This is a genomic window from Algicola sagamiensis DSM 14643 (assembly GCF_000374485.1).
In the GTDB taxonomy this organism is placed as follows: domain Bacteria; phylum Pseudomonadota; class Gammaproteobacteria; order Enterobacterales; family Alteromonadaceae; genus Algicola; species Algicola sagamiensis.
Genome location: NZ_KB894501.1, coordinates 137415 through 160404, shown reverse-complemented (window position 1 = coordinate 160404; position 22990 = coordinate 137415). Strand labels below are relative to the sequence as shown.

General features: G+C 43.1%; 27 protein-coding genes and 1 pseudogene. 13 read left to right on the top strand and 15 right to left on the bottom strand.

Annotated elements, in window-relative coordinates; genetic code table 11:
* The 7 genes and pseudogenes from C505_RS25010 to C505_RS0115530 form a co-directional block, all read right to left on the bottom strand.
* Positions 1–143, bottom strand: a pseudogene (locus C505_RS25010) (IS256 family transposase); the annotation flags it as partial.
* Positions 144–233: 90 nt separating this feature from the next.
* On the bottom strand, positions 234–431 hold the full coding sequence (locus C505_RS0115555; protein WP_018693561.1) for a hypothetical protein: 198 nt from the start codon (positions 429–431) through the stop codon (positions 234–236).
* On the bottom strand, positions 428–787 hold the full coding sequence (locus C505_RS0115550; RefSeq protein WP_018693560.1) for an endonuclease domain-containing protein: 360 nt from the start codon (positions 785–787) through the stop codon (positions 428–430). Before C505_RS0115550 ends, C505_RS0115555 begins: the two co-directional genes overlap by 4 nt.
* The gene (locus C505_RS22620) at positions 774–1457 is read right to left on the bottom strand and encodes a DUF6475 domain-containing protein (RefSeq protein WP_018693559.1); all 684 of its coding nucleotides are present in this window, start codon (positions 1455–1457) and stop codon (positions 774–776) included. Before C505_RS22620 ends, C505_RS0115550 begins: the two co-directional genes overlap by 14 nt.
* Positions 1444–2433 (bottom strand): replication protein, encoded by a 990-nt coding sequence (locus C505_RS23805; RefSeq protein WP_018693558.1) that lies wholly within the window; start codon positions 2431–2433, stop codon positions 1444–1446. The genes C505_RS22620 and C505_RS23805 overlap by 14 nt, the downstream gene beginning before the upstream one ends.
* Positions 2430–3101 carry a hypothetical protein gene (locus C505_RS22610; protein ID WP_018693557.1) on the bottom strand — a complete coding sequence of 224 codons (672 nt, stop codon included), beginning with the start codon at positions 3099–3101 and terminating at the stop codon, positions 2430–2432. The genes C505_RS23805 and C505_RS22610 overlap by 4 nt, the downstream gene beginning before the upstream one ends.
* Before the next feature lie 31 nt (positions 3102–3132).
* A complete protein-coding gene (locus tag C505_RS0115530; protein ID WP_018693556.1) occupies positions 3133–3306 on the bottom strand; it encodes a Cro/CI family transcriptional regulator in 174 nt (57 codons plus the stop codon).
* Positions 3307–3391: 85 nt separating this feature from the next.
* On the opposite strand from C505_RS0115530, the gene C505_RS0115525 reads away from it, so the two are divergent.
* From C505_RS0115525 to C505_RS0115490, 8 genes are all read left to right on the top strand, one after another.
* The gene (locus C505_RS0115525; protein ID WP_018693555.1) at positions 3392–4027 is read left to right on the top strand and encodes a LexA family protein; all 636 of its coding nucleotides are present in this window, start codon (positions 3392–3394) and stop codon (positions 4025–4027) included.
* Positions 4028–4160: 133 nt separating this feature from the next.
* Positions 4161–4352, top strand: coding sequence for a hypothetical protein (locus C505_RS0115520; RefSeq protein ID WP_018693554.1), 192 nt, complete (start codon positions 4161–4163; stop codon positions 4350–4352).
* Positions 4349–4714 carry a hypothetical protein gene (locus C505_RS0115515; protein WP_018693553.1) on the top strand — a complete coding sequence of 122 codons (366 nt, stop codon included), beginning with the start codon at positions 4349–4351 and terminating at the stop codon, positions 4712–4714. The genes C505_RS0115520 and C505_RS0115515 overlap by 4 nt, the downstream gene beginning before the upstream one ends.
* Entirely contained in the window at positions 4714–5682 is a 969-nt protein-coding gene (locus C505_RS22605) for a YqaJ viral recombinase family nuclease (RefSeq protein ID WP_018693552.1), read from the top strand. The genes C505_RS0115515 and C505_RS22605 overlap by 1 nt, the downstream gene beginning before the upstream one ends.
* Before the next feature lie 9 nt (positions 5683–5691).
* Entirely contained in the window at positions 5692–6240 is a 549-nt protein-coding gene (locus C505_RS0115505; protein ID WP_018693551.1) for a hypothetical protein, read from the top strand.
* Between the two features lie 10 nt (positions 6241–6250).
* Positions 6251–7153: a RecT family recombinase gene (locus tag C505_RS22600; protein ID WP_018693550.1), complete on the top strand. Its 903-nt coding sequence runs from the start codon at positions 6251–6253 to the stop codon at positions 7151–7153.
* On the top strand, positions 7150–7395 hold the full coding sequence (locus tag C505_RS0115495) for a pyocin activator PrtN family protein (RefSeq protein WP_018693549.1): 246 nt from the start codon (positions 7150–7152) through the stop codon (positions 7393–7395). Before C505_RS22600 ends, C505_RS0115495 begins: the two co-directional genes overlap by 4 nt.
* A 130-nt stretch (positions 7396–7525) precedes the next feature.
* The gene (locus tag C505_RS0115490) at positions 7526–8122 is read left to right on the top strand and encodes a hypothetical protein (protein WP_018693548.1); all 597 of its coding nucleotides are present in this window, start codon (positions 7526–7528) and stop codon (positions 8120–8122) included.
* 108 nt (positions 8123–8230) lie between these two features.
* Here the strand turns inward: C505_RS0115490 and C505_RS0115485 are convergent, their stop codons facing one another.
* Positions 8231–9295: a tyrosine-type recombinase/integrase gene (locus tag C505_RS0115485; protein ID WP_018693547.1), complete on the bottom strand. Its 1065-nt coding sequence runs from the start codon at positions 9293–9295 to the stop codon at positions 8231–8233.
* Positions 9296–9451: 156 nt separating this feature from the next.
* Here C505_RS0115485 and dusA point away from each other — a divergent pair, with 156 nt between their 5' ends.
* The gene (gene dusA / locus C505_RS0115480) at positions 9452–10453 is read left to right on the top strand and encodes a tRNA dihydrouridine(20/20a) synthase DusA (protein WP_018693546.1); all 1002 of its coding nucleotides are present in this window, start codon (positions 9452–9454) and stop codon (positions 10451–10453) included.
* Between the two features lie 63 nt (positions 10454–10516).
* Here dusA and C505_RS0115475 read toward each other — a convergent pair whose 3' ends face one another.
* The 6 genes from C505_RS0115475 to C505_RS0115450 all read right to left on the bottom strand — a co-directional run bounded on the left by C505_RS0115475 (position 10517) and on the right by C505_RS0115450 (position 16617).
* On the bottom strand, positions 10517–11272 hold the full coding sequence (locus C505_RS0115475; RefSeq protein WP_018693545.1) for a DUF2884 family protein: 756 nt from the start codon (positions 11270–11272) through the stop codon (positions 10517–10519).
* Positions 11273–11279: 7 nt separating this feature from the next.
* Positions 11280–11804 (bottom strand): Lcl C-terminal domain-containing protein, encoded by a 525-nt coding sequence (locus tag C505_RS0115470; protein WP_026318015.1) that lies wholly within the window; start codon positions 11802–11804, stop codon positions 11280–11282.
* A complete protein-coding gene (locus tag C505_RS0115465; RefSeq protein ID WP_018693543.1) occupies positions 11801–13486 on the bottom strand; it encodes an Lcl C-terminal domain-containing protein in 1686 nt (561 codons plus the stop codon). Before C505_RS0115465 ends, C505_RS0115470 begins: the two co-directional genes overlap by 4 nt.
* 215 nt (positions 13487–13701) lie before the next feature.
* Positions 13702–15348, bottom strand: coding sequence for a DUF342 domain-containing protein (locus C505_RS0115460; RefSeq protein ID WP_018693542.1), 1647 nt, complete (start codon positions 15346–15348; stop codon positions 13702–13704).
* Between the two features lie 107 nt (positions 15349–15455).
* Positions 15456–15791, bottom strand: a complete 336-nt coding sequence (locus C505_RS0115455) for a hypothetical protein (protein WP_018693541.1) — start codon at positions 15789–15791, stop codon at positions 15456–15458.
* Between the two features lie 118 nt (positions 15792–15909).
* Complete coding sequence (locus tag C505_RS0115450; protein WP_018693540.1) at positions 15910–16617, bottom strand: DUF2982 domain-containing protein; 708 nt, start codon at positions 16615–16617, stop codon at positions 15910–15912.
* A 176-nt stretch (positions 16618–16793) separates the two neighbouring features.
* Between C505_RS0115450 and C505_RS0115440 the strand changes: the two genes are divergently transcribed.
* The 3 genes from C505_RS0115440 (at position 16794) to C505_RS0115430 (ending at position 18917) form a co-directional block, all read left to right on the top strand.
* Complete coding sequence (locus tag C505_RS0115440) at positions 16794–18122, top strand: HD domain-containing phosphohydrolase (protein ID WP_018693538.1); 1329 nt, start codon at positions 16794–16796, stop codon at positions 18120–18122.
* A gap of 59 nt (positions 18123–18181) precedes the next feature.
* A complete protein-coding gene (locus C505_RS0115435; protein ID WP_018693537.1) occupies positions 18182–18424 on the top strand; it encodes a hypothetical protein in 243 nt (80 codons plus the stop codon).
* Positions 18425–18542: 118 nt separating this feature from the next.
* Entirely contained in the window at positions 18543–18917 is a 375-nt protein-coding gene (locus tag C505_RS0115430) for a PilZ domain-containing protein (RefSeq protein ID WP_018693536.1), read from the top strand.
* A 4-nt stretch (positions 18918–18921) separates the two neighbouring features.
* On the opposite strand, the gene radA is transcribed toward C505_RS0115430, so the two are convergent.
* Complete coding sequence (radA, locus tag C505_RS0115425; protein WP_018693535.1) at positions 18922–20277, bottom strand: DNA repair protein RadA; 1356 nt, start codon at positions 20275–20277, stop codon at positions 18922–18924.
* 124 nt (positions 20278–20401) lie between these two features.
* Here radA and C505_RS0115420 point away from each other — a divergent pair, with 124 nt between their 5' ends.
* Positions 20402–22921, top strand: coding sequence for a PilZ domain-containing protein (locus C505_RS0115420; protein WP_018693534.1), 2520 nt, complete (start codon positions 20402–20404; stop codon positions 22919–22921).
* Positions 22922–22990: the final 69 nt, after the last annotated feature.

The following is a 22990-nucleotide window of genomic DNA, read 5'->3' as shown; positions in this document are numbered from 1 at the left end:
TGAAGCGTTTCGTATTGTGCCAATAACTCGGCCACTTCAGCTTCAATGGCTTTCGCGAGGAGTGCTTGTGCCCCTTGTTTTAAAACGTCGTTCAGTGGATCTATTTCTGGTGATTTCAGTGGTGATACTTTATGATTTGCCATGTGGTGTTTCTCTTTGTTGACTATTGATTTGCGAGATCAATCAACAGATTAGCACCACATTCTTTTTCTCACCTCATACACCAGAAATCATCATAGCTCAATATCAATCGTATCCCCTTTGAAGTAGTCGCTGAGCATTTGGGATTTCTCGCGGCCTAGCAACATGGTGATTGGATGGTCATGCTGGACCTTGACCGGGATATACAGCCTTGCACCGCCCATGTAGTTTCCAAGCAATAGCGCAGATTCTTCACCAATGACTTGTGTGAGTTGTTCAATGACGTTCATGATGTGCTCCCCAAAGTTTGTTGAATAGCTTCTATCGCTTCGCCGCTTTTGACCATCGCACCGGAAAATCGCAGGACGCGCCAGCCTAGCAATGCCGCTTGGTTGTACTTGTGGCAGTCCTCTTTGAATCCTGATGGTGTCAGGTGACGGCTTTTGAGTGTGGTTATTCGTCCCTGAACAGTTCGCCTCTGGCCGTGGCTTTCGGTGCCGCCTTCAACCTCAACAGCAATCTTCAAATCCGGCCAAGCGAAGTCAAAGCGCCAGCGCCGGGTAGGATGAAAACGAAACTCCCGCTGCGGCTCAGGTAATTTCATTGCTCGGATGTGGAGCGCAAGTGCGGTCTCAAGATTGCTCATGCGTCACCTGCGTCAGCGTTGCGTTATGCGTCTTTGCGTGATCAATTCGCTCAAGCTGTAAGCTCTCTGGATTTACCCAATGCCCCAATGTCTTCGCCTGTTCAGCCCCTTGGTTATACACCCGTTTTGCCGCTTCCTTGTCTCCAATCAATCTCAGATTTCCCAAGGCATAACCCTGTTGTCGATTCCTCGCATCCGACGCACCGATAAGCATCCGAGGATAAGTTTTTGGTGGGTTGCTGACATACCCCTGATAGCGCTTGGTAAACTCGTTTCTGCGAAATGGCATTTCATCCATCAACACACCACACAGGTCTATCCATCCACCCATATCTTCGATCACCACATGGATCACCGGATCATCAAACACGACTGAGGTGTCATGTCCAATACACCGGATCGACCGCTCAACCTTCGTCCAAGCAAGTTGCGCCTGGGTATTCGTGTTGCCCTCAATCCCTCGGATTATATCCGCAGGTTTTGGGTAAAACTGGCCGTTGTCGGGGTTTTGCACATGGGCGTTGATCCCGTGTTTCACCTCGTCCAGTGAAAAGCGCTCCAGCGCCTGAAAATACATCCTCAGTACCATTGATTCCGGTTGCTTCTGGTTGTACAGCTGGGCGGTCATTTCGAGTACTTTCATGAATTCTTGTTTGTCAGAATGGTTCATGGTCGATGTCCTTCTGAGTCATTTGGCTGGGCTGTTGAGCTATGGATTGGTTACCCGTGTCATCATGGTTGAGCCAATCCTGAATGTCCTGCTGTCGCATTGCGTTGTTTTGCGTTGGCCGTTGGGATTGTCTGGGACTGGTAAACTTCTTGGTATTTCGCATCCAAGTTCGCCAAGCAGCCTCCCAACACTTGAAACTCGATCCTTTGGCTCGGTGATGATCCAAAAACTGCTCAGTCTCCAAATGTAAATCTGCCTGAATGTCATTGCTTCGACACCAGTCGATTAATTTCTCGGTGACTTGGAAATTTTTGGGCGCGGGTGACGCGCGTGTTTTTTTCTTACCAATGTCTTTCACTGTCTTTAATTTGTCTTTTGTCTTTTGTGGTATCCGATTTCGGACACATTTTGTATCCGTTTCCGGACACATAGGGTGTCCATTTTCGGATACTTTAGGTGTCTGATTTCGGATACATGTGTCCTGTAATTCATCCGGTTGATGTGTCCGTTTTTGGATACTTTTGGTATCCGTTTTCGGACACTTTGGGTATCCGATTTCAGATACATTTGCGCTTGATTTTGATGGTTTCGACTTGCTTAATTTCCATAGATTCACATGCGGATTTGGGCCAATATTTCTTCCAGAACCAATCAAAATATTGCGCTCTTTTAGGTCTCGAATATCCGTGCAAATGTGCCGATACCCACCCTGATAATTCATCAATTCGGCAATCTGACCGGATGAGATCACGTCAGACTTTTGATTCCAGCCATAGGTCTTGCGAAGCACCGCCATGAAAACGCGATACTGCCGAGCGGAAAGCTCGCACTGGCACAACGTTTCCAGCATCTCATTGGCTAACCTCGTATACCCATCGTTCGTGTCAGCTTTCACGATTTCCCCCTGATCCGGTGGCCGATATGGTGAGCCAGTCGGAAACGGTAGTATGTTGTTTTTTTCTGCCAAGTTGCTCATAATGACCTCCGGGTGCGACTCCCATGAGCATCCTGATCAGCCGCCTCTCCTGTCCTCGAAAAACATGGTGTTAGGCGGCTTTTCACTTTTGGGTAGCTGCGTAGTTTGGGGTAATGGCGCTCCAGTAGATTCAACGCGGCAATGGTAGTGCCTGCGGATTCTTGTAGCTCCCGGTAGGTGTTTGTGACTTCCTCTTCACTTGGTTCATTGCTTAATCCCAAAACGGACAACTGCGCTTCTGTGTTCTCCTTCATCAAGGCCGCAGCAATTTGCGAATGATTGAGCTCTTTGGAAGGGTCTTGGAAAATGCCGATAAACACGCCTGTGACGGCAAAGACTTCATTGAGATAAGAAAGTCGAATAGGTTCTGGCATCGCTGCAACAATGGCGACTTCGATGTAAAACAACTTCTCCGTGTCCGGTGCAATATCCTCATAATGCCCCAGCCAGCGAAACAACTTTTGTGCGCGGGTACGCATATCCCTGTCTACATCGTCCGTTCGTTTAAAGTTGATCCCTTCTCGCTGTAGCGCCTGATCAAACCCTAATTTGAAGAAAGCCTGGGCAACTTCTTCCCCGATAATGGATCGGGACTCTCTGGGAAATTCTAACCACATGCTCATATGCTTGAGCAAAATTGACAGACGATTGCGTGAACAGTGTTTCATGTCTTCTCTCCTTGGATAGACTAGATTTCATTCATTGGTGGTTTGCTACTGCTCTCAGCTTTCCTTTGGTAATTCTTTCAATTTGAAATGCTCGAAGGGGTGGGATCGTTTCACCCCATTGGTAAATTGAAGAGGGAGTGATGTTTAAAGCTCTTGCTAGTTTTTTGGTATCACCGAAGTGTTTTACTGCTTCCGCTTTTTTCATATCTAGTTCCTCAGTTAGGAATATAAGATTTCTTACATATTAGAATCAAAGGAAACTTAGATCAAGAGGGTATAAGATCACTTACATGAAAACACTAGGTCAGCGCATCCGCGAAAGGCGCAAAGATAAGAAGCTAACGCAAAAGCAAGTTGGGACTTATATTGGAGTCTCATCAGTTTCTGTCACGCAATGGGAAAAAGATGAAACCTCACCAAGAGGCGAAAATCTTTATGCTCTATGCCGAGTGTTGGACTGTAACCCCGAATGGCTACTTCATGGGAAAGGTTCACCATCGGATAAGCCTGCATCAAATGTTGCACCAGGGCCAGAACTTCAAGGCCAGTATCCATTAATTTCATGGGCTCAGGCTGAAAACTGGGAATCCATAGACCCTTCCGAAAAGCTATCCGCTAAGCATTTCCCGTGCCCTGTAGAATGTAGCGATAAGACATTTGTTCTCAAGGTCAGCGGTGTCACGATGGAACCTAAGTTTTGGGAAGGTGATCTTATTTTTGTTGATCCATTGGCTGAATCAAAACACGGCTCATTCGTTATTGCTAAAGTCAGTGAACAGGGTGATGTCACGTTCAAGCAGCTCATACAAGAAGGTGGTAGCAAAGTTTTAAAACCTGTGAACCCAAATTGGCCTGAGCAATTCGTTTCCTTGGGAGATGACTCAAAAATTATCGGCTCTGTCGTCTTTTCTGGCCGCCAACTCTAGCCCATCAAAATAACCTCAGATATTAACTTTTCGAAGACCTAGAAACATAAAAGTAAGAAATCTTATAAATCTTCCTTGATCTAAAAAGTAAGTTATCTTATATTTCCTCATGTCACCTATTCGAGGGCAGGACATGAAAACATTATTCAAATCGTCAAAATCACTCAAGCATCATTGCCAACTGGCTTGCTGTTATTTGGCCTCAACCAATGAAGAACGTTTGCTTGCCTACCGTCAAAGATTGGCTCGTCACAATCGCGCAGTAAGGAACGGTAAAGAGATCGCATTTCCACTTCCCATCATCAGAGAAGGAGCAACAAGATGAGCTTTCCCTGTGTTACTTCCACCCAGCTTGAATCCTTTCTTGATAGCCAAGCGCAGCAAGAAAGAGAAGAGCAAGCCATCTATAAACTGACAGAACGTTACACCCAGCAGTTGCTTGAACAAGAACGCGTCGAGATTGGATCAACCACCGTCAATCTTGAAGAAGTCATTTGCGAAATACAGGAAATAGAAAAGTCGTCTGAAATCTTCCGACTGTTTGCAGTGGCAAAAAACTATGCGGACTTAAAAATGGCGAATAAGTTGTATCGCGCATTGCTGGAGTGCACCGCACAAAACATGGTTGGGAAAATCGTCGAAAACTCAATGGATGAGATCCGCGCATTCGCACAAGGAGAACACTAATGGACTCAATCGAGATTCATCAAAACTACATTGCTCAGCTCGAAGCGCAGGTTGACCAAAGCAAGTTCACAGATGAGGAGCTTTGGCACTTCGAACGAAGAAAAGGGATTGGCGGCAGTGATGTCGGCTCTATCCTGGGCCTTAATCCATACAAAAGCGCGTATCAAGTGTGGCTTGAGAAAACAGGCCGCGTTAGCCCGGAAGATTTATCCGAAAACCAAGCGGTTCATTTTGGGAATGTTCTGGAAGATGTCGTTGCGAAGGAATACGCCCGGCGGATGAGCTGTAAAGTACAACGCAGGAATAAACCTTACATTTACCCGGAAGCCCCTTGGCTTCGTGCCAATTTGGATCGCATGGTGGTTGGCAAACGCAAAGTTTTAGAGTGTAAAACCGCAGGTGCATTTAGCACTTCACAATGGGGAGTGGTCGGTACAGATGAAGTTCCACATACCTACTTATTACAAGTGACCCATTATATGCATGTGCTGGGTTGCTTATATGCTGACTTGGCTGTGCTGATTGGGGGCAATGATTTTCGTGTGTATTCCTTCACGCTCAATACTGAGCTGGCAGATTATATGGACGAAAAACTTGAGGACTTTTGGTTTAGCAACGTCATTGCAGATGTCCCACCAAAGCCTGTGACATTGGATGAGTTAAACGAGTTTTACACCAAGGACAATGCCCAAGCGGTAGAAGCAAATAAATCCGTGATATTTGCTATGGAAGAACGCGACCGAGCTGTACGGATGAAAAAGGAAGCAGAGAAGATCATCAAGACACAAGACCAAGCGATCAAGTCCCACATGGGAGAGAATCAGGTATTGCTATGCAATGGAGAAAGAATTGCCTCATGGAAGACTCAGGCTAGAAACAGCTTTGATACAACCACGTTTCGCAAAGTCCATCCAGAACTTGCCAACAAATTCACAAAACAACAAGAAATTCGCGTTTTTCGCATCTAGGGGATCATCATGACCATTCAACAATGTGATATCACAAAGTACCAAATCTTCTCCGAAGAGTTTTTCTTTCCCATCTATGTCACCTTTGAAGATATCAGAGAAGGGGAAGGCGAGTTCACACGCGTATACGGGGATAAAACTAACTCTCTGCAATTTAAAGATATGCAAGCAACATGTGTGATGGAACATTTTATGGGCATGGATGATGTCGAGTTAACACAGAAGCTAGGTTGCTTTGATTTGATGATAATTGACGAAGAATTCGTACCTGACATTGCAGTAAGTCAGTTACTCAAAAATCGCCGTAATAAGGAGATTGATAAAGCGCTCGCAAGATACATCTTCAATAGCCTTCGGTATGAAAAGGTGAGCTTTAAAATGAGCGAGGTTAACTTCACCAGAATTGTGCAAATCATGGATAACATGATAAATATTTTCGGCAAAAATTGGATGGATCACGTCCCTATGAAGGAAAACCCGGTTGCTGAACATTTTCTGTCAATGATCCAATTTATCAAGTCCAACTTACTCACGTTGAACCAACAACAGGCAGCATAAAGGAATGACCATGAACGAACTTACCCCACAAGACAATCCAATGAATACAACCGATCTGATACTTGATGCTGCGGTGATGCAACAGATGATCAGCGTTGCAAACCTAATGGCACAAAGCCGGGTCACGGTTCCAAAACATTTGCAGGGTGCAGAACCTGATTGTTTGGCTGTCGTCATGCAAGCGGCACAATGGCGGATGAATCCCTTCGCCGTTGCCCAAAAGACCCACCTCGTAAATGGACAACTGGGTTATGAAGCGCAGCTTATCAACGCGGTGATCTCTTCATCCCAGGCGATTGTTGGCCGCTTTAGATATGAGTATCAAGGTGACTGGCCACAAGGCACTGGAGAAATTAACTGGCATCAGTTTAGTAAAGCATGTGTTCGCGTCGGTGCAGTCTTAAAAGGGGATGAGGAAATCACCTGGGGCGAATGGCTATACCCTGCAACAGTGGGCGTCAAAAATAGTCCACTATGGAAGACCAACCCAAAGCAACAAAGCGCCTATCTCGCAGTAAAATACTGGTCCCGCCTGTACTGCCCAGATGTAATTCTAGGTGTGTACACAGTCGATGAGTTTGAGGATTTCCCAGTCCTAAAAGAGAGGGATATTACGCCCACAAATCACAGTGACCAACCTACAGAAAGTAATCGTTCTGAACAACTGGTGAAGCAGCTAAAAGCCAACTCCCCAAAAGAAGTTGATCCTGCGCTCCAGGCAGTACTGACTCAAATTGAAAATGCCCACACCGAGGCAGAATTACTTGAGGTCGCTGAGAAAGCAAAGGCACTGCCTAAAGAATTACAGCATACCGCAAGGAAAGCATACAAAGACAAACAAGACGAGATCCAACTCATCATCGAAGAAAGCTTTGATCCAGAAACTGGGGAATTATTAGGAGAAGGAAAATGAAAACCGCATTTATACTCCTGGCACAATACGAAAGAGCTGTAGTTCCCATTGAAGAAATCAGCGAAACTTACTTTGGCTGCAACCGCAATACAGCCATTGCAAAAGCCAAAGCTGGCACCCTCCCCGTCCCCGCATTTCGATGTGGGGAAAGCCAAAAAAACCAATGGGTGATCCACCTGTCAGACTTGGCCGAGTTTATTGATCGACAGCGTGAGATTGCTAAGGAAGATTGGGTTGGTTGAGTATATAGATGACAGACTTGTGGTATATAAACTAACTCATCTTTTTCACATTCAGCTCACTTGTTCGTCTTAATCACTAAAGTAGATGTAATTTCTTTTGATAGAAATAGAGATCGCTAAAGGTACTCAAATGCAAATGCAACAACCAAATAATTTCGTATCGAAAACAGATAAAGAATATAAACCCAAGAACTTCCCTAGCTCCGATATACTAAGATTTTCAGATAGTTTTAGAGAAAAGCATCTGTCTAAAAATATTCAAGATGGGAATGCAAAGTCAGTAAATAGGATCGATCTAGATATCAGAAATGGCACTAACCCTACAGAATCAACAGTAATAATTGCTAAAGATGAGAATGAGGAAAAAGCTCTCTTAAAATCAATGTGGGATAACTTCCACTCCCCCGTTGGCTATAAAAATGAAGGAAATAATGTTTGGTCAACAAAATTTGTAACTGTGTCTTACACAGGATTGATTAAAGAGGAGGATAATGGTTCTAATGAAATTGAATATATAACCAAAGAATACACCTTGGTAAAATTTCAAGCTGGAGTAACTACAGGAGGCAGAAAGGAAGAATATGGAGAAGTCTCGCATTTGCATAGAATTTATGGTGGTCAAGCAGCTAATTCCAATAGCCATATTACTTCTTATAATAAAGATACAAGGAAAAAAACGAAGAACTTTGAGAAAAACTTTAAACCATTTAGGTTTCAAGCATATTAGTTGTATTAGCTTGTAAGATCAGCTCCAAATATTAAATTTTGTTTTAGCTAAAAGTTTAACTTTTAAACCTTTTTACCAGCTGATCTTTTTGGGTTTATGCTATTTTTCTTATATATCCTTATCATGCAACCGATTCGGATATAACTCGGTATACACCTGCCATAGTGTCTTGAGATCACGGTGTCCTGTGACCTGGGCGACTTCATCGATATGATAACCTTTTTCAAAGAGTCGGCTGGCCCCTTCCCTTCTTAAATCATGATATCGGAGGTTCTCAATGCCGAGCTGGTTTCGTACTCGTTGAAAACCTGCTGAGACTGATTTGGACTCATAAGGAAAAATGAAATCTGCTGTCTTAGGTTGCTTTTGTAAGATCTCCCATGCACCGCCAAGGAGTGGAACCAACATATGGTTTCCTGCTTTTTTACGTGGGTCTTTTCTATCTCGAACCAATACCGATTTACTATCCTCTTGCACATCATCCCAGCGTATCTTGCAGACCTCTCCTATCCGCATACAGGATAAAATCGAGAAGTTCAGGATATCGATAAATGGGATCTTAGAACCTCTGTGGCTTTGCCTTTTGGATAGCGCTTTGGTTAGCTTGTCGATTTCTACACTGGTCGGCCTGCGAGTACGCCGCTCACTTTTACCAATCAAATTGAGGTCTTTTAAAATAGGTAAGGCTTCCACAAAAGCAGAGTCATCCAGATTCATACTCCATGCTGGTTTTGCATGTTTAAAAACACTTCTTAAATAACTCACGTCATGGTTGATTGTGGATGGGGTAACACCTGTGCTTTTTCTTTCTTTGCAATGCTGGATGATTGCTGCTGCGTTGACTTTGGAGGCTTGTCTTTTTGAGATGTCGCAGTCGATGAGAAATTCGAGAGTTTTTCTTTTTGTACGGCCAAGTTCTAGGAAAGGATCACTGAGGTATTTATAAATGAGCTTTCCAAGGGTGATGACTTCATCTCCTTCAAAGTTTTCTCCAAAGCCAAACTGCTCAATCTCTAATGAACGCTTCTTACCCCATTCCTTCGCGGGTGCTAATTTTGAGAATGTGCGCGTATCATTGTATACTATGCGGCCATTTTGTTTGACTCGAACACGGCATGTATAACGGGGCGTTCCATCTGCTTTTAATCGTTTCGTTATGGTTGAATAAGCCATAAAAGTTCCTTGGGGTCACAAAAATTCCTGTGACCCTATTGTGGCCCCGACAACCAAAAAACGTCAAGAAACGGGCTGAAAATATCAGAAATCTCGACGTTTGAGTGAGTCAGCAAAGAGATGAAATTGAATTTAAGTAGTTGGTTTTAAAAGAATATGACTGAAGAATCTAAAGTTGCACTTGAACGTCGTTTTTCCGTGGCTCCTATGCTGGATTGGACTGACCGTCATTGCCGTTATTTTTATCGTCTCATGACGAAAAAAGCCTGGTTGTATACAGAAATGGTTACCACTGGTGCGATCATTTATGGCAAAGATGATTTTTTGCGTTACAACGAACAAGAGCATCCCGTCGCACTTCAGCTTGGTGGGTCAGATCCTGAAGCAATGGCACAATGTGCCAAGCTTGCCGAAGAACGTGGTTATGATGAAGTGAATATCAACGTCGGTTGTCCATCAGATCGTGTTCAAAATGGTCGTTTCGGTGCTTGTTTAATGAAAGAGCCTGAAACTGTCGCTGCTTGTATTACCGCAATGAAAAAACAAGTGTCCATTCCAGTTACCGTGAAATCTCGTATCGGGATTGATGACATGGATGACTACGCATTTCTTACCCATTTTATAGATACTGTCAAAGATTCTGGTTGCGATACTTTTATCATTCATGCCCGTAAAGCTTGGTTAAAAGGATTAAGTCCTAAACAAAACCGTGAAATTCCCCCACTTTTGTATGACCGGGTGTATGATTTAAAGCTGCGCAATCCTGAACTATTTATTGAACTGAATGGTGGAATTAAAGACATTCCGTCCTGTCTTGAGCATTTACTGCATGTTGATAGCGTGATGCTTGGCCGCGAAGTATACCAAAACCCATTTATCTTGAATCAAGTGGATAAAACTTTCCATCAAGGTGAACAACATTTTGATAATCCACATGCAGTCGTGGAAGCAATGTTTGATTATATTGAGAATGAAATGACTAAAGGGACAAAAATGTGGCATATCGTTCGTCATATGGTCGGGATGTTTCCGGGGATGCCGGGGGCGCGACTTTGGCGTCGTCATTTAAGTGAAAATGCGACCAAGAAAGATGCGGATTTACGTGTCTTACAAGCCGCATTGGCTCACGTGCCTCGAGATATAGAAAGCGCAGCTTAATCGCTTTGATGTTCTCGCTGTGTTCGTTATCAACACGATCACAGCGAGGAAGAAAGTATGATCCTATCCACGTTGTGGGTGCAATAAGTCGAGACTCGCAAGCTCCGGTACCACGCGTTGTAGATCAGTTTCATAACGATCAAGTTCAACCATCTTCAGACAGATTTTATTCGTGATCTCGTCCAGTTTATTTGCTTTATAAGTGAGTAGTTTTTGTGTTTGCTCCACAAAAGTTGCCGTCGAGGTCGGTCCTGGCGTCTTTTCTATCGCTCGTTGATTTGGCTTTAATGCACTATTCACTGCAGATAGGACTGAGCCAAGAGGTTCTCTTAACGCCCGACTTAACTCCTGTTGATAAGAGTCATTCATAAAGGCCCCGAGTTCCGTCAAACTTTGTGGCGCAATAAAGAAGTACTCTTCTCGATAGTTAAATTTACCTTTTACGCGATCGCGGATTTCAACAACAAGTGCTTCGACTTCTTCAGAGTCCCGGTCTGACAAACTATTGAGGACTCTCGATATCGCAGATAAACCAACTTCGACACCATCCACAGCAGTGGAGATCATCTCTGGTAATTGATGACGCAGTCCAAGACTATACTTCGTGAGCTTGGCTTCATCTGTTTTTGAAAGCTGTACCCATTCACCTCGGACAAACAACTGTTTATCCTGATTGATCTGAATATGGGTTTTTCCTTGCTTCATGATCCTGATCTCTTGCGGGGAGATAAGAACACCATAATTCAGTTTTAAATTACATTCTGCCGCCTGACTTCCCATTGCCAAAAACAGGAGGCAGCCAAATAGCTTTTTTCGCATGAACGCATCACTCATTACTTAAATGTCGAACCATACGAACATACAGGGTGATCGTTTTTGCTTTGGTATTATTCTTCCCACTGTAGAACGCATAACTCCAGGCCCGAGCGGGTGTATTGGTGTCACTGCTCGACGTCCAATAATTCTCCGACTTCGTATTTGGGAAGATTGTCGCATTAATCGCAGGATCAACACAATTTCTTTCTACTAAAGATGCAAGCTCTTTCACGTTTGGGATACGCCAATTCGTATATTTCGCATAGGTACTATCCATCGCTGCCTGAAGTGCATTTTCCCAATTTCTTCTCAATGCAAAGCCATCACAGGCTGATGCTGAACTGTTCCAAGTCTGGCCGAATGAGCAACGCTGCCACATCAAGCCCGCTCCTGTATCTGTGACTGTCCCGTCTTTGTTATCCGTCAACTCTGTCGTCGGTGTTGTAATGTGCAACTGATCTTCAAAGCACTTTTGGACTGCACTCGCCCAGGGGCTAATCAGCATAAATAGACTAAGGAATATGAGATACTTCATGAGTTTGTCCTCACTAATCGAACATAGGCCAAACTGGATTTTGGCTGTGTATTATCATTGCCTGTGACAAAATCCAAAACCCAAGCACTTTCGACGCCACCACCATCAGCACTCGTATATTGTGTCCAGTAAAAAAGATTACCTACGGTAGGATCAAGTGTTGGTACATTTGGAAAAAAAGCGGGATCAATGACTTTACCGGACGGCATCAAATCATAATTGATAATCGACTGAAGCTCTTCCAAAGTGGGGACTCGCCAATTGTTCCCACCACAGAGCGTTGTCGCATTTACATCCAGTACGTATTGTGTAATCGAACAATCCGTCGCACTGGGGCATGTTGATCGTGCATCTGCCGCAACTCCCTTCCCACCATTATTTGGAACATCTGCAAGATTCCAACTGTAACGATTTATGCCTGAGCGGATCGCAGAATTCGGAGGTGTATCTGTTGCTGGTAATTTGACTTCCCATATCAGCCCAGAAACATTATCCCGAATGCAGGAATAAATAGTCGCTGTATCCGGTACTTCATCTCCATTGATATCCAATTTGGTAAAATCAAATCCCCCGGTACCTGTTCCTGTTTTAAACAACAATGAAGCAACACTATCACGGCCACTTTTCGCATCCTGTTCTTTCACGGCCTCTGATGTACAAGGCTCTGTACTATCTACATCAAAACAACTCAGTATTCCCGTATCCTGTACTTTTCCGAAATCAAAAGGGATCAATTGGTGCGTGACTGAAGCGGTATCTGAGTTAGCCTGCCCATCTTCAACCAATAACGAGAAAACCGCAGATTCTGTCCCACTGACATCCGGTGCAGTAAACTCTGTCTGGCATTGGTTCGCATTGGTGATTGTTGCCGTTGGGCCACTCACTTGTTGCCAAGTGCAATTTAATGTGCCATTCAATGATTGGCTGCCTGAGCCGTCTAAAGTGACTTTACTAAATTCAGGTTTCGTCAGTGTATCACCGGCATGAGCAATGACTGGAATTGAACTTCCTTGAGCGGTAAACTCAAACACTGTCTCCGCTGATAACCCTTTATCATTCGTCACGATCAGCTTCACTTGATACGATTGATCACTACTGCCTAGTGGAACGATCAGTGTCACATTGGACGCATCTAATGCAGTCCGAAAATTCAATGTTTTCTGACCTGAGACCTGAGACCACAGATAAGTTTTGATTGTACCTAATGGGTTTTGATCGTAAGAATTCGTCCCATCCAGTTTTAAGAGTGTACTGGGTGAATAAGGGGCAGTGTTCGGTGTTCCCGGGGCGATTTTTGCAATCGGCGTGAGTGCTTCATCTTCCACTGTAATTTCGACGATATCTTCAACTGTACCGCTTGATGTTTTATACACAATTTTAAAGCTGAAAAGTGACGGCTTACTCACAGTAGGTGGCATTGTGAAAGTGACACTTTCACTTGCAGCTGGAAAACTTTCTAAGGTATCGCCTTTGAGTTGTGTCCAAGAAAATGTACCGCCTGATGGAGAAGCACTAGCAGAAAGGGTGACTTCCTCACCAGGCCTTGTGGTTCTATCAGGACCAGCATTAATGCTCGTTAATGCGTTATTCTGAGTATCTTCTCCGCCACTACATCCAATGAGTAAACTAAGAAAAACACTGAGTAAAAGCTGATAATTCAATCTATTTTTGGAGCAATTCATTGAGCGTACCTCAATCTACACAGACTTTATCAACACACTATCCATCATGAAGACATCACTTCTGACACCTGATCGTAGACAGTCATATTTCGTGCCAACTTCATGTTGAGCGGGCTAAGGCTTTTCAAATTATGGAGTTTTTACTGGTACTTTTTTGATGGAACATATTTCAAGCGTTTATGATGTGTCACCATTCCCTATACTAAACGATGTTTTTATACGATAAAGGTCAGCTCATGCTCTTTCATCGCGACTTTACAAGGTCCATATTCTCGTGTGGAAACCACAGCCTTTTCACCCACTTTGATATGGATCCCTTGGTAGAGTTTTGATTTCGCTTCTACATGAGCATGCTGTAATATCACTTTTCGTTTATGCTCTAGTTTTCGCCACTCTAAAGTATATTTACGGCAGGTCATTTCATGGATTTCTTTTTCTTTATAAGCCTGCTCTTTGACATCCCTCACATCTTCTTCATTCTTAATTTCTTCAAAATACTCGATGGTTTCCTTCAGTTCTCCAATGACACTTTTATGGTTGGCTAATTTCTCTTGCACTAGTTGTTGCCGAACACTCAACTGCTCCAACCAATAATTGAAATTGATATGCATTTGGCTTCCCGCTGGTGCACCAATTTCTCCGGCATGCAAAAATTTGCCGAGGTGAAAATCGCCGCCAATGACTTTGCCATTTGGATTCCCTTCGATACCAATATGCACACTGGAAGCTGTGACTCTGCTGTGGAGCAATTGCTTTTCTACAATGAGCTGTCCTTTGCAATGAACCTCGATATATTGAGCATGCTTTAAAATCACATCACCACCAGAACTGAGCCTTGTTGTGTACTCCAGTTCATGATTTTCTTGCTCTTTCTGGTGACCAATTGCAGCCTTTGTAATGATGATGTCTCCTTTTGCCTGGATCACAGCTGAATCAACAAAACCAGTAATATTGACATCCCCTCCTGCTTCAATTTTCATCCCTTCCGCGACATCACCAGCAATCGCCACACAGCCTTCAAAATAAATATGTCCAGTCGAAATATCGACTTTATCCAAAGCAAGCAGCTCATCGATTTTCATGCCATTGTCACATAACACAGCAATCCCCATCGCATCAGCGAGCAGGACATTTGGATCTTTTTCAGAAATAACGGTACCTTCAGATGCTTTTATTTCGCAATCATCACCAGCAATTGGATCGATTTCTTCACCATGGACATTACATCCTTTTTCACCCTCAGTTTTTGGCACTTTTCTCATGATAGGCTGTCCTTTCGTCACAGAAAGGATCCGCCCAAAGTCACGCATATCTACTGTGCCATCATCTTGAACCGTTGGTTTGACCTCTCGATCACGAAACAACTCCACAAGTGGCTCAAGATAAGCGCTTTTTCCAGGAACAGCTTCTCGTCCTTTCGCGATAATACCTTTTACTGTCATCCCAGGTTCGGAAGAAGCAGACTCCTCGATCAATTGAAGGATTTGCTTTTTATTGAGGCCAAAGCTGATTTGTTTTTCCTGAAGGGCTTTCGCAAATGACTTGCTGGAGATATCTTCTCCTCCAAATGCAGTTGTGATCATCGCAATCACCTGCATTTTATCCTCACCAACAACAAGTTCTAATTCTGCATCACGCCGCTCTGCAATAATGCCTGAAATGTCAGCAGCACCTTCTTCCTGATGATTCGCTTTTTCAATCAATTCTCCGGCTGGTTCTTCCAGAAAATACCACGCTTCATAACCATGTTGCTTGAGGTAAGACTTAATATCTGTGATCTGTAAATTTTGTTGTAACTGGGCTTGAACGATCAGAACGACCGCGTTTCCTTTGAGACGATGTGATAAATTTTGATTGTCCAAAGGGTCCCCCTTACGATGGGGCTATGGTAGCCTCCATTTTCAAGCAGGCTTGCTCAGCCTATGCTCGCTATAACGAGTCTCATCTTGTTTGTATGTACCCTTATGGCTTAGATATAACTATCTTGATGAACACGAATAAAGTTTGGTGTATCTTTTTTACTATAATCTAATTTGTATTCCTTGCCGTCCAACGCTTGTACAAACAATAATGTTTTATGTTCACCAAATATCTCTGGTATTTCCGCATTCACAACACACAGGTATCTTTCTTTCGCTTCCTTTCGATTTTTTGGCACGGTTTCATCAAAAACTTTTAAGCCATGATGGGATACAAGGACAGGCGGCTCTCCTTCTCCATTTAAAATGACCAAATCAAACCGCTTTAGTTTATGAATAATTGTGTTTCTGCCGCTGGTTAAATAAGGTTTATCGTAATCTGCCATGGTCTATTCGTTCTACAATATGTATGGATCCTATGCTATCAAATGTAACAGTAGATCGAAAAAAACGGCAAATTTCTAAGGCGAATTCCTTCAAGAATTCATATTTTGATTCAACGCTTTAATTCGTTTGCTCCAAATAAGCCAACCACTGTAATTTCAACTGTCTGACTTCCTTGCAAAACTGAAGGCCTTCCTTATCTAAAGCAGACACGGGGATGTATAAGTCAAAACCAAACGCAGCACGCAGTTTGTCGCAACGACACAAAAACTGACCAATGACCCCTGCGTACTTGTTTCCTTCGTAAACAAATGAAGGAGGCTCAAAGAAAAAGTCCTCTAATTCGTGGGTTGGTATTTCAAGCGCTTTTGCCGCTTGTATTAACAATGGTCGTTGTTCTGTCATTACCTTCACAAGAAATCTCAACGAGGGCTGTTGTACAAGCAATGCAGGATCGCGAATACGGATCCCTATAAAAGATAAAGTTTGCGTTTCAAAGCCAGAAGCAACTTCGGGAACGCCGATATGCATCAGTTCCACCCAGTCAATTCGCCATTTCCCCAACCGATGGTGATAACAGAATCCTTTGTCATTCATTGTTATGCTGTATCTTGGTTCATTCAGCTTTAAAAATCCAAAAGCACTGAGCGCGATGCATATGAGCGTGATAAATAGATAGATATCTGCCACAAAAGGCACATCAATCAACCGGAGCAATGTGGTCAAACCAAATAGGCCTGCACTCATGAGAATTAATAAACTCCCACCACGACTTGCCTGCCCTCGAATACGAACAGCTGTGGGTTGAATTTGCGCTTTATTTTCCATTAAACATCAAACACAACAAAGTAAAGGATCATCATCAGTACCATCCAAATAAATATCGCCCTAATTTTTTTACAATATGGACAAGTCTTCTGTTTTTTTTCTTCCATTCAATATGCTCTAAGTATTGTCGCAAATCCCTGTCTATACTGGACTAAAACAACTTCAAAAAGCAATTAATGATGGAAAATGAAGCGGATGTCCAAGAAGCAGTTCAAGAAACAAAAAAGCCCAAAGTCCTGTTGTTGGATGACGAAGTTGAAATCTTAAAAGCACTCAAGCGTGTCTTGAGAAAGTCCTATGAAATTTCCTTATTTGAAAAAGGTGAAGAAGCACTTTCTGAGATCCAAAAAATAAAACCTGATCTCATTATTTCAGATATGCGAATGCCTGGTATGGACGGCGCAACCTTTTTAACAAAAGCGAAAGAGCTACACAGTAACTCCAAACGGATACTCTTAACGGGTTACTCTGATATGGAATCAACGGTTAAAGCGATTAATGACGGAGAGATATACAGCTATATTTCCAAGCCATGGAAAAATGAGGAGATCATCTTAGTACTATCAAACGCTTATAACTTGCTTACTGCTGAACGAGAAAAGCGTCGACTTTCACTAGAACTGGAAACAAAAAATGAGGAATTAAAAGTCCTCAATGACTCTCTCAGTGAAGAAAATACACAAACCAAACAGGACTTGATGGTTGCAGTGCAATCCTCAGAGAAATCGCAATTACGGCTCAAAAAAACCTACCAACAGCTGATACAACTAGCAACCAACTTATGTGAAAGGGCAATCGGCCAAGATAATGGACATGCACATCGCGTCGCCGCTCAAGCCAGGTACACGGCAAAAACACTCAAGTTAGAGCCATCGACATGTATACATACTTATGTCGCAGGCCTCCTCCATGAAGTCGGTAAGTCCAAAATTGATCAACAGTTACTGACAAAACCTATTCTGAATATGGATAGCCAGCAAATCAAAGATTACTGCGAATATACGTCACTTGGCAGCGAGCTGTTGTCCCCTATTCCCAATTTCGCATCCGTGGGATTTACGATTCGATTTTTGGAGGAGCACATGGATGGCAATGGTTACCCAGATCAGTTGCAAAAAGATGAGATCCCGATTGCTTCTCGAATTTTGAGCATTGTTTCTGATTTTGATAACTACTGCCAAGGGAAATTCACTGGAGAGATCCAGACCTGCGCAGAAGCCAAACAATACCTCACAGAAATGGCAGGTCACAAATATGATGGGAAGGTACTAAAACTATATCTGGAAATGTTGAGTGCAATGCCCACTGATGAGGAAGTCCCTATAGAATATGCGGTCAATGCCAATCAGCTAACACCCAGTTTAACCATCACAAGAGATGTAGAACACCCAAAAGTTGGTTTAATCCTGGTGAAAGGGAATAAACTCACTCAAGAACAGGTTCTAAAACTGAATCAGATCAGTGAAGAGCACGGAAATTCAATGTTCTTCTATGTGAAACGTTGACCCTTGGTGTGATTATTGTTAAATAGTTCATTTTAAAAATAATTGATCGGAAACAAGATATGTCCAGTCCACAGGATAACTTCGAAATTGAAGTAAAAATGCTGACACAACTTGCCATTCAAGCATTGCCTGCGCCAGCAAAAATTCATATTGATGAATGCCCAACAGATACTTTTCGCTGGTTGATTCAGGAAGGCTTCTTAAGGCATGAATCCATTGCACAAGAGCATGCACATTGCTTCTTTACGGCAACGCATAAACTACTACAACAAAAGAATATTCATATCGAAGCTCTCGCTTAAAGATGACGCAGGGATGCGTTTTCATAGAATCGAATTCTCGCACTTTGCATTATTCACTTCATCACTATACTATCCATATTATGGGTACTTCTAATTTTCTCGAAACAGGTCCTTGAATATGGAAGAACGTCGCAAATTCACGCGTGTGATTTTCTCAACATCCGCCTCTCTTTTCGATTGTGATGGTGTCAAATACGAAACACACTTGCTCGATCTTTCGCTCAAAGGCGCACTGATTGAAGTGCCTGAAAAGTGGGAATGTAAACTCGGCGCAAGACATACATTACTTTTTCAACTCGCAGGCTCTGATATCGATATTAAAATGCAAATGACAGTCATGCACTGTCATCAAAGCTACATTGGTCTGCTCTGTGACAAATTAGACTTGGATAGTGCATCCCATCTCAAACGGCTGATCGAACTCAATGTCGGCAGCGAAGAATTACTCCATCGAGAACTGGATCAACTCGTCCAGCCCGATGAAGAAGAGTAGCCAATCACAAGAGCTCTAGCGCATCCGATAATCTTGAGACACCATTGACGGTCATTCCTTCAATGGGCTCCCTCGGAATATTTGCCTTTGGTACAATTGCACGTTTAAACCCATGCTTTGCCGCTTCACGAAGACGCTCCTGTCCACTGGGAACAGGTCGAATTTCTCCAGACAACCCCACTTCCCCAAACACAACCAAATCATGGGGCAAGGGCTGATCTTTAAAACTGGATACAAGCGCAAAGAGCAGCGCTAAATCTGCACTGGTTTCCATCACACGAACACCACCAACAACATTTACAAATACATCTTGGTCTGACATCTGCAATCCACCATGACGATGAAGTACTGCAAGTAAGAGAGCAAGACGATTTTGCTCTAATCCTACACTGACGCGTCGCGGGTTACTCAGCTGCGAGTAATCCACCAGCGCTTGAAGTTCAACAAGCAACGGTCGTGTACCTTCCCAAATGACCATAACCGAGCTTCCTGAAGACTGCTCATCTGTCCGGGTCAGAAATATGGCTGATGGGTTCTTAACCTCTTTGAGTCCCTCCCCTGTCATCGCAAAGACACCGAGTTCATTCACCGCGCCAAAGCGATTCTTCGTACTCCGAAGTGTTCTGTATCGACTGTCTGTGCCACCATCCAGCATAATTGAGCAATCAATACAGTGTTCAAGGACTTTTGGCCCCGCAAGCGTGCCGTCTTTTGTTACATGTCCTACCATGATGATTGCAATTTGATGCTGCTTGGCAAAACGAGTCAGATAAGCTGCCGTTTCTCTGACTTGTGACACACTCCCTGGCGCAGACTGGATATCTGCAACATGCATGACCTGAATCGAGTCAATCACCATGATCCCTGGCTTTTCCTGCTGTGCCAGATGACAAATCGTTTCAACACTCGTCTCTGCTAACATTTTGACACGATCCGTGGGTAAGCCTAGACGATGAGCGCGCATTGCAACTTGCTGTAATGACTCTTCCCCAGTCACATACAGAGCATTCATTTGTGTTGCGAGGTAACACATGGTTTGTAAAAGCAATGTACTTTTACCTGCACCAGGCGTTCCCCCAATCAGAATTGCAGATCCAGGAACAATGCCACTACCAAGGACTCGGTCAAGCTCAACATAACCACTACTAAAGCGTGGCACTTGCTGTAAGTCGATTTCTCCAAGGACTTGAACCTTTGCATCCGTTGCACCAGCATAACCGGCACGTGTTGTTTGTGGTCGTTTTGGGATCCGAAGTTCGGAAATTGTATTCCAGGCTTTACAATCGGTGCATTGACCTTGCCACCTTGGATATTCAGACCCACAATCTGAACATACATAAGCTGTTTTATTTTTTGCCATAACTGTTTGCGAATTCAGGCACAATTCTTGCCTTTACATATTGCAATTATAAAGTTTTGACACGATAAATATATTAGAGGCATTTTTCAATTGAAAGCGCATCATCAAGCGAGATAGTTGTTGTATGGCGACGGGACTAGAAGAATTCCAAGGTATCATTGACAGGCTCAAACCAGTATTGAGTGAGCCAGACTTTGATATTGTCTTTCAGTCAGTTACCCACGACCTACCAAAACCCAAGCAATTTCTCATCAAAATGGAGCTGAAACGACTCGGCCAACCTTGTAATCGATTTATTGATTTACGAGGACATGTCGATGGAGAAGTGAAACCTTATGATCACCAAGGCAAACAGCATTATCTTGACGAAATTGCGATTAAACGCTTCGAGAAAGGAATTAATACATATGGCGGTTATACCATTGGTGTTTATGAAGATGTCATCGCCGCTGAAAATAACCACCGCGTCATGCATAAGCGTGATCAAGAAAAACGCTTAAAAGCAAAAGATACCGAACCAACAAAAAACACAGAGAAAAAAGAAGAACCACAACAAAGTACATTATTTCAGGCCCAATTCATTGAGTTCGCGAGTTATGGTTCACGTGCTGAAGAACGCATGAACTACTCCATTTCTATCGAACTTGAAACTTTGGATGGCAAAACATTTAATGCATCAACAAGTGATCTTTCAGTTGGCGGTTGTAAAGCCAAAGTCATGACCAGTGCTGCATTCGGGGTTGGGCAAAAAGTTGGTATTCACTTCCGAGGGTTGGAGCAAGAATACACTTTAGGTCTAAAAGAAGCCGTTCGATATGAAATTGTTGCGATTGATGTGATCGATAGCGCGAAATATCTGAGAATGAAACGTGCTGATGATCAAGATTTAAAAGTCTTCGATGAGTTTTTAGAAAGGTTTATTAACGGAAATAAACGGCGTTATAAGGTGAATTTGGACAATACCATTCATGCCGTTAAAATCAAAGGGTATGAGCAGTACTATGTGCCGCGGATCAATTCCCTGCCTGTTTATATCAAAAAGACAAAAGATCGTTATATTCCTGCTGCAATACTGACCAACGAAAACAACAAAGGCGCTCTTTTATATTGGCGAGATGAGCAAAACCATATTGTTCTGTCCGAAGTCTTTAATAAGGCACGCATGGACAAGATAACATCAGGTAAAATGCCCTACGAATCACTCTTGTTTACGTTCTGTCATTGGTCAAAAAAACGAAAATTTTTCTATAGCGCAACCATAGATGAGCTGAGTCAAAATCCAGATTTGTTTTCTCTGTTTATTGGATTTGGTGCTTCAAAGTCAGATTGGCATGTCTTTAAGTTCCAAGTCCTTCCGAGCTCAGCAGAGGAAGCTTTTATGCCTTTAAGTATTCCGGATACAGCAAGTGATGAGGTAAAACGACAGAACCGGCCGCCATCTGCCAGAGTACAACATGTGATTCAAGGTGTGAATTGCGTTGCTTTGCTGACGAATTTAACCCAGGCTGATTGTCTTGAGAAATACAAAGTTTTTGAGTTCGATAAAGGCAAAGTCAATAACCTCAAGCCCTTTGGGCATCACCGTTTAAAAGCATACCCTCCGTTTGAAGAAGTCGCGATGGAGTACGTGAACCTTCGAACCGAATCACGCTATCTCTATAAGTCAAAGGTCATGGTGGAAATGCCAAATGTCGGAGAAAGTGATGGGACGACTCGGGACTTTTCAACAAAAGGTTTACAGGTCGAATTAGATCATCGCATCGATGTCAAAAAAGGTGATATTTTATTAGTCGATTTTCATGAATTTCAGCAATTAACCAAAAAATATAAACTCATTCGAATGCCTTATGAAGTTGTCGGTGTTAGCCAAAAAATGCCGATTATTAACTTGCGAGTTTACGAGCAAAAGGGACAGCATTCCGCTCGACTATTCTTCCAACAGCTCATTGCGAGTAACCGGAATAAACTCACTGCAGCGGAAGATGCACCGAAGATCCCTGGTTTATCTCAGGCATTAAGAAATATGCTCGTCAACTGTATCTACAACACACCATTTTTCATCCACCGAAAAGGGGTTCGTTTGCAGATTAATACGGTTGCCCACGGACGTTATCCAACGCCGTTCCAAGCTGTGATACAGCTTCCAGATAACGAAGAGTCAATGGCAACAACTTATCCATTATCCAAAGATAATGTACTCAATGGTACATTAGGGACCAAATTAAAGACATTGAAGCGGCATTCTCGACCAGTATCCAGTGATCTCTTTCTCTTTATTCCAGATGATGTAACGAAAGCACCAGAAAGCATCTATGACTTTCAAATGAAAGGGCTAAATCCTTTAGGCAGCTTTATTGATCGTTCTACATCTGAGGGGATATTTATCGCCTATCGGCTTTACATCTCACGTACAGGTCGGCCAGATATGGATTTTATTGCAAAGGAGCTGAGCTATATTAGTCACTACGCTATTCATAAAGCCAGAGTCGTTGAAGAGGATCTATGGAGTGTGGTAGGCATTGGCGATCTCATCGATATTACCGATAAAGTACTCGCTGAAGAAAAAGCGCCACTTGATACCATTCTTAAGCAACAGAAAAAACGCAAAGCCCTAATTGGAACCTCGCGTCCTTTCCAATATTAAGGTCAGAAGACCTTCTGAAAATCCACGGTATTTCAGATGAAAGAGCAATAGATCCTAACCATAGCGTGA

Bases quoted from the DNA above. Each gene is read 5' to 3' on its own strand.
- C505_RS0115495 (WP_018693549.1), top strand. From the start codon at position 7,150: ATGAAAACCGCATTTATACTCCTGGCACAATACGAAAGAGCTGTAGTT.
- C505_RS0115420 (WP_018693534.1), top strand. From the start codon at position 20,402: ATGGCGACGGGACTAGAAGAATTCCAAGGTATCATTGACAGGCTCAAA.
- C505_RS0115475 (WP_018693545.1), bottom strand. From the start codon at position 11,272: ATGCGAAAAAAGCTATTTGGCTGCCTCCTGTTTTTGGCAATGGGAAGT.
- C505_RS0115440 (WP_018693538.1), top strand. From the start codon at position 16,794: ATGATGGAAAATGAAGCGGATGTCCAAGAAGCAGTTCAAGAAACAAAA.
- C505_RS0115525 (WP_018693555.1), top strand. From the start codon at position 3,392: ATGAAAACACTAGGTCAGCGCATCCGCGAAAGGCGCAAAGATAAGAAG.
- C505_RS22610 (WP_018693557.1), bottom strand. From the start codon at position 3,101: ATGAAACACTGTTCACGCAATCGTCTGTCAATTTTGCTCAAGCATATG.
- C505_RS0115455 (WP_018693541.1), bottom strand. From the start codon at position 15,791: ATGGCAGATTACGATAAACCTTATTTAACCAGCGGCAGAAACACAATT.
- C505_RS0115555 (WP_018693561.1), bottom strand. From the start codon at position 431: ATGAACGTCATTGAACAACTCACACAAGTCATTGGTGAAGAATCTGCG.
- C505_RS0115450 (WP_018693540.1), bottom strand. From the start codon at position 16,617: ATGGAAAATAAAGCGCAAATTCAACCCACAGCTGTTCGTATTCGAGGG.
- C505_RS0115505 (WP_018693551.1), top strand. From the start codon at position 5,692: ATGACCATTCAACAATGTGATATCACAAAGTACCAAATCTTCTCCGAA.
- C505_RS0115465 (WP_018693543.1), bottom strand. From the start codon at position 13,486: ATGAATTGCTCCAAAAATAGATTGAATTATCAGCTTTTACTCAGTGTT.
- C505_RS23805 (WP_018693558.1), bottom strand. From the start codon at position 2,433: ATGAGCAACTTGGCAGAAAAAAACAACATACTACCGTTTCCGACTGGC.
- C505_RS0115470 (WP_026318015.1), bottom strand. From the start codon at position 11,804: ATGAAGTATCTCATATTCCTTAGTCTATTTATGCTGATTAGCCCCTGG.
- C505_RS0115430 (WP_018693536.1), top strand. From the start codon at position 18,543: ATGGAAGAACGTCGCAAATTCACGCGTGTGATTTTCTCAACATCCGCC.
- C505_RS0115490 (WP_018693548.1), top strand. From the start codon at position 7,526: ATGCAAATGCAACAACCAAATAATTTCGTATCGAAAACAGATAAAGAA.
- radA (WP_018693535.1), bottom strand. From the start codon at position 20,277: ATGGCAAAAAATAAAACAGCTTATGTATGTTCAGATTGTGGGTCTGAA.
- C505_RS0115520 (WP_018693554.1), top strand. From the start codon at position 4,161: ATGAAAACATTATTCAAATCGTCAAAATCACTCAAGCATCATTGCCAA.
- C505_RS0115485 (WP_018693547.1), bottom strand. From the start codon at position 9,295: ATGGCTTATTCAACCATAACGAAACGATTAAAAGCAGATGGAACGCCC.
- C505_RS0115435 (WP_018693537.1), top strand. From the start codon at position 18,182: ATGTCCAGTCCACAGGATAACTTCGAAATTGAAGTAAAAATGCTGACA.
- C505_RS0115530 (WP_018693556.1), bottom strand. From the start codon at position 3,306: ATGAAAAAAGCGGAAGCAGTAAAACACTTCGGTGATACCAAAAAACTA.
- C505_RS22600 (WP_018693550.1), top strand. From the start codon at position 6,251: ATGAACGAACTTACCCCACAAGACAATCCAATGAATACAACCGATCTG.
- C505_RS0115550 (WP_018693560.1), bottom strand. From the start codon at position 787: ATGAGCAATCTTGAGACCGCACTTGCGCTCCACATCCGAGCAATGAAA.
- C505_RS22620 (WP_018693559.1), bottom strand. From the start codon at position 1,457: ATGAACCATTCTGACAAACAAGAATTCATGAAAGTACTCGAAATGACC.
- dusA (WP_018693546.1), top strand. From the start codon at position 9,452: ATGACTGAAGAATCTAAAGTTGCACTTGAACGTCGTTTTTCCGTGGCT.
- C505_RS22605 (WP_018693552.1), top strand. From the start codon at position 4,714: ATGGACTCAATCGAGATTCATCAAAACTACATTGCTCAGCTCGAAGCG.
- C505_RS0115515 (WP_018693553.1), top strand. From the start codon at position 4,349: ATGAGCTTTCCCTGTGTTACTTCCACCCAGCTTGAATCCTTTCTTGAT.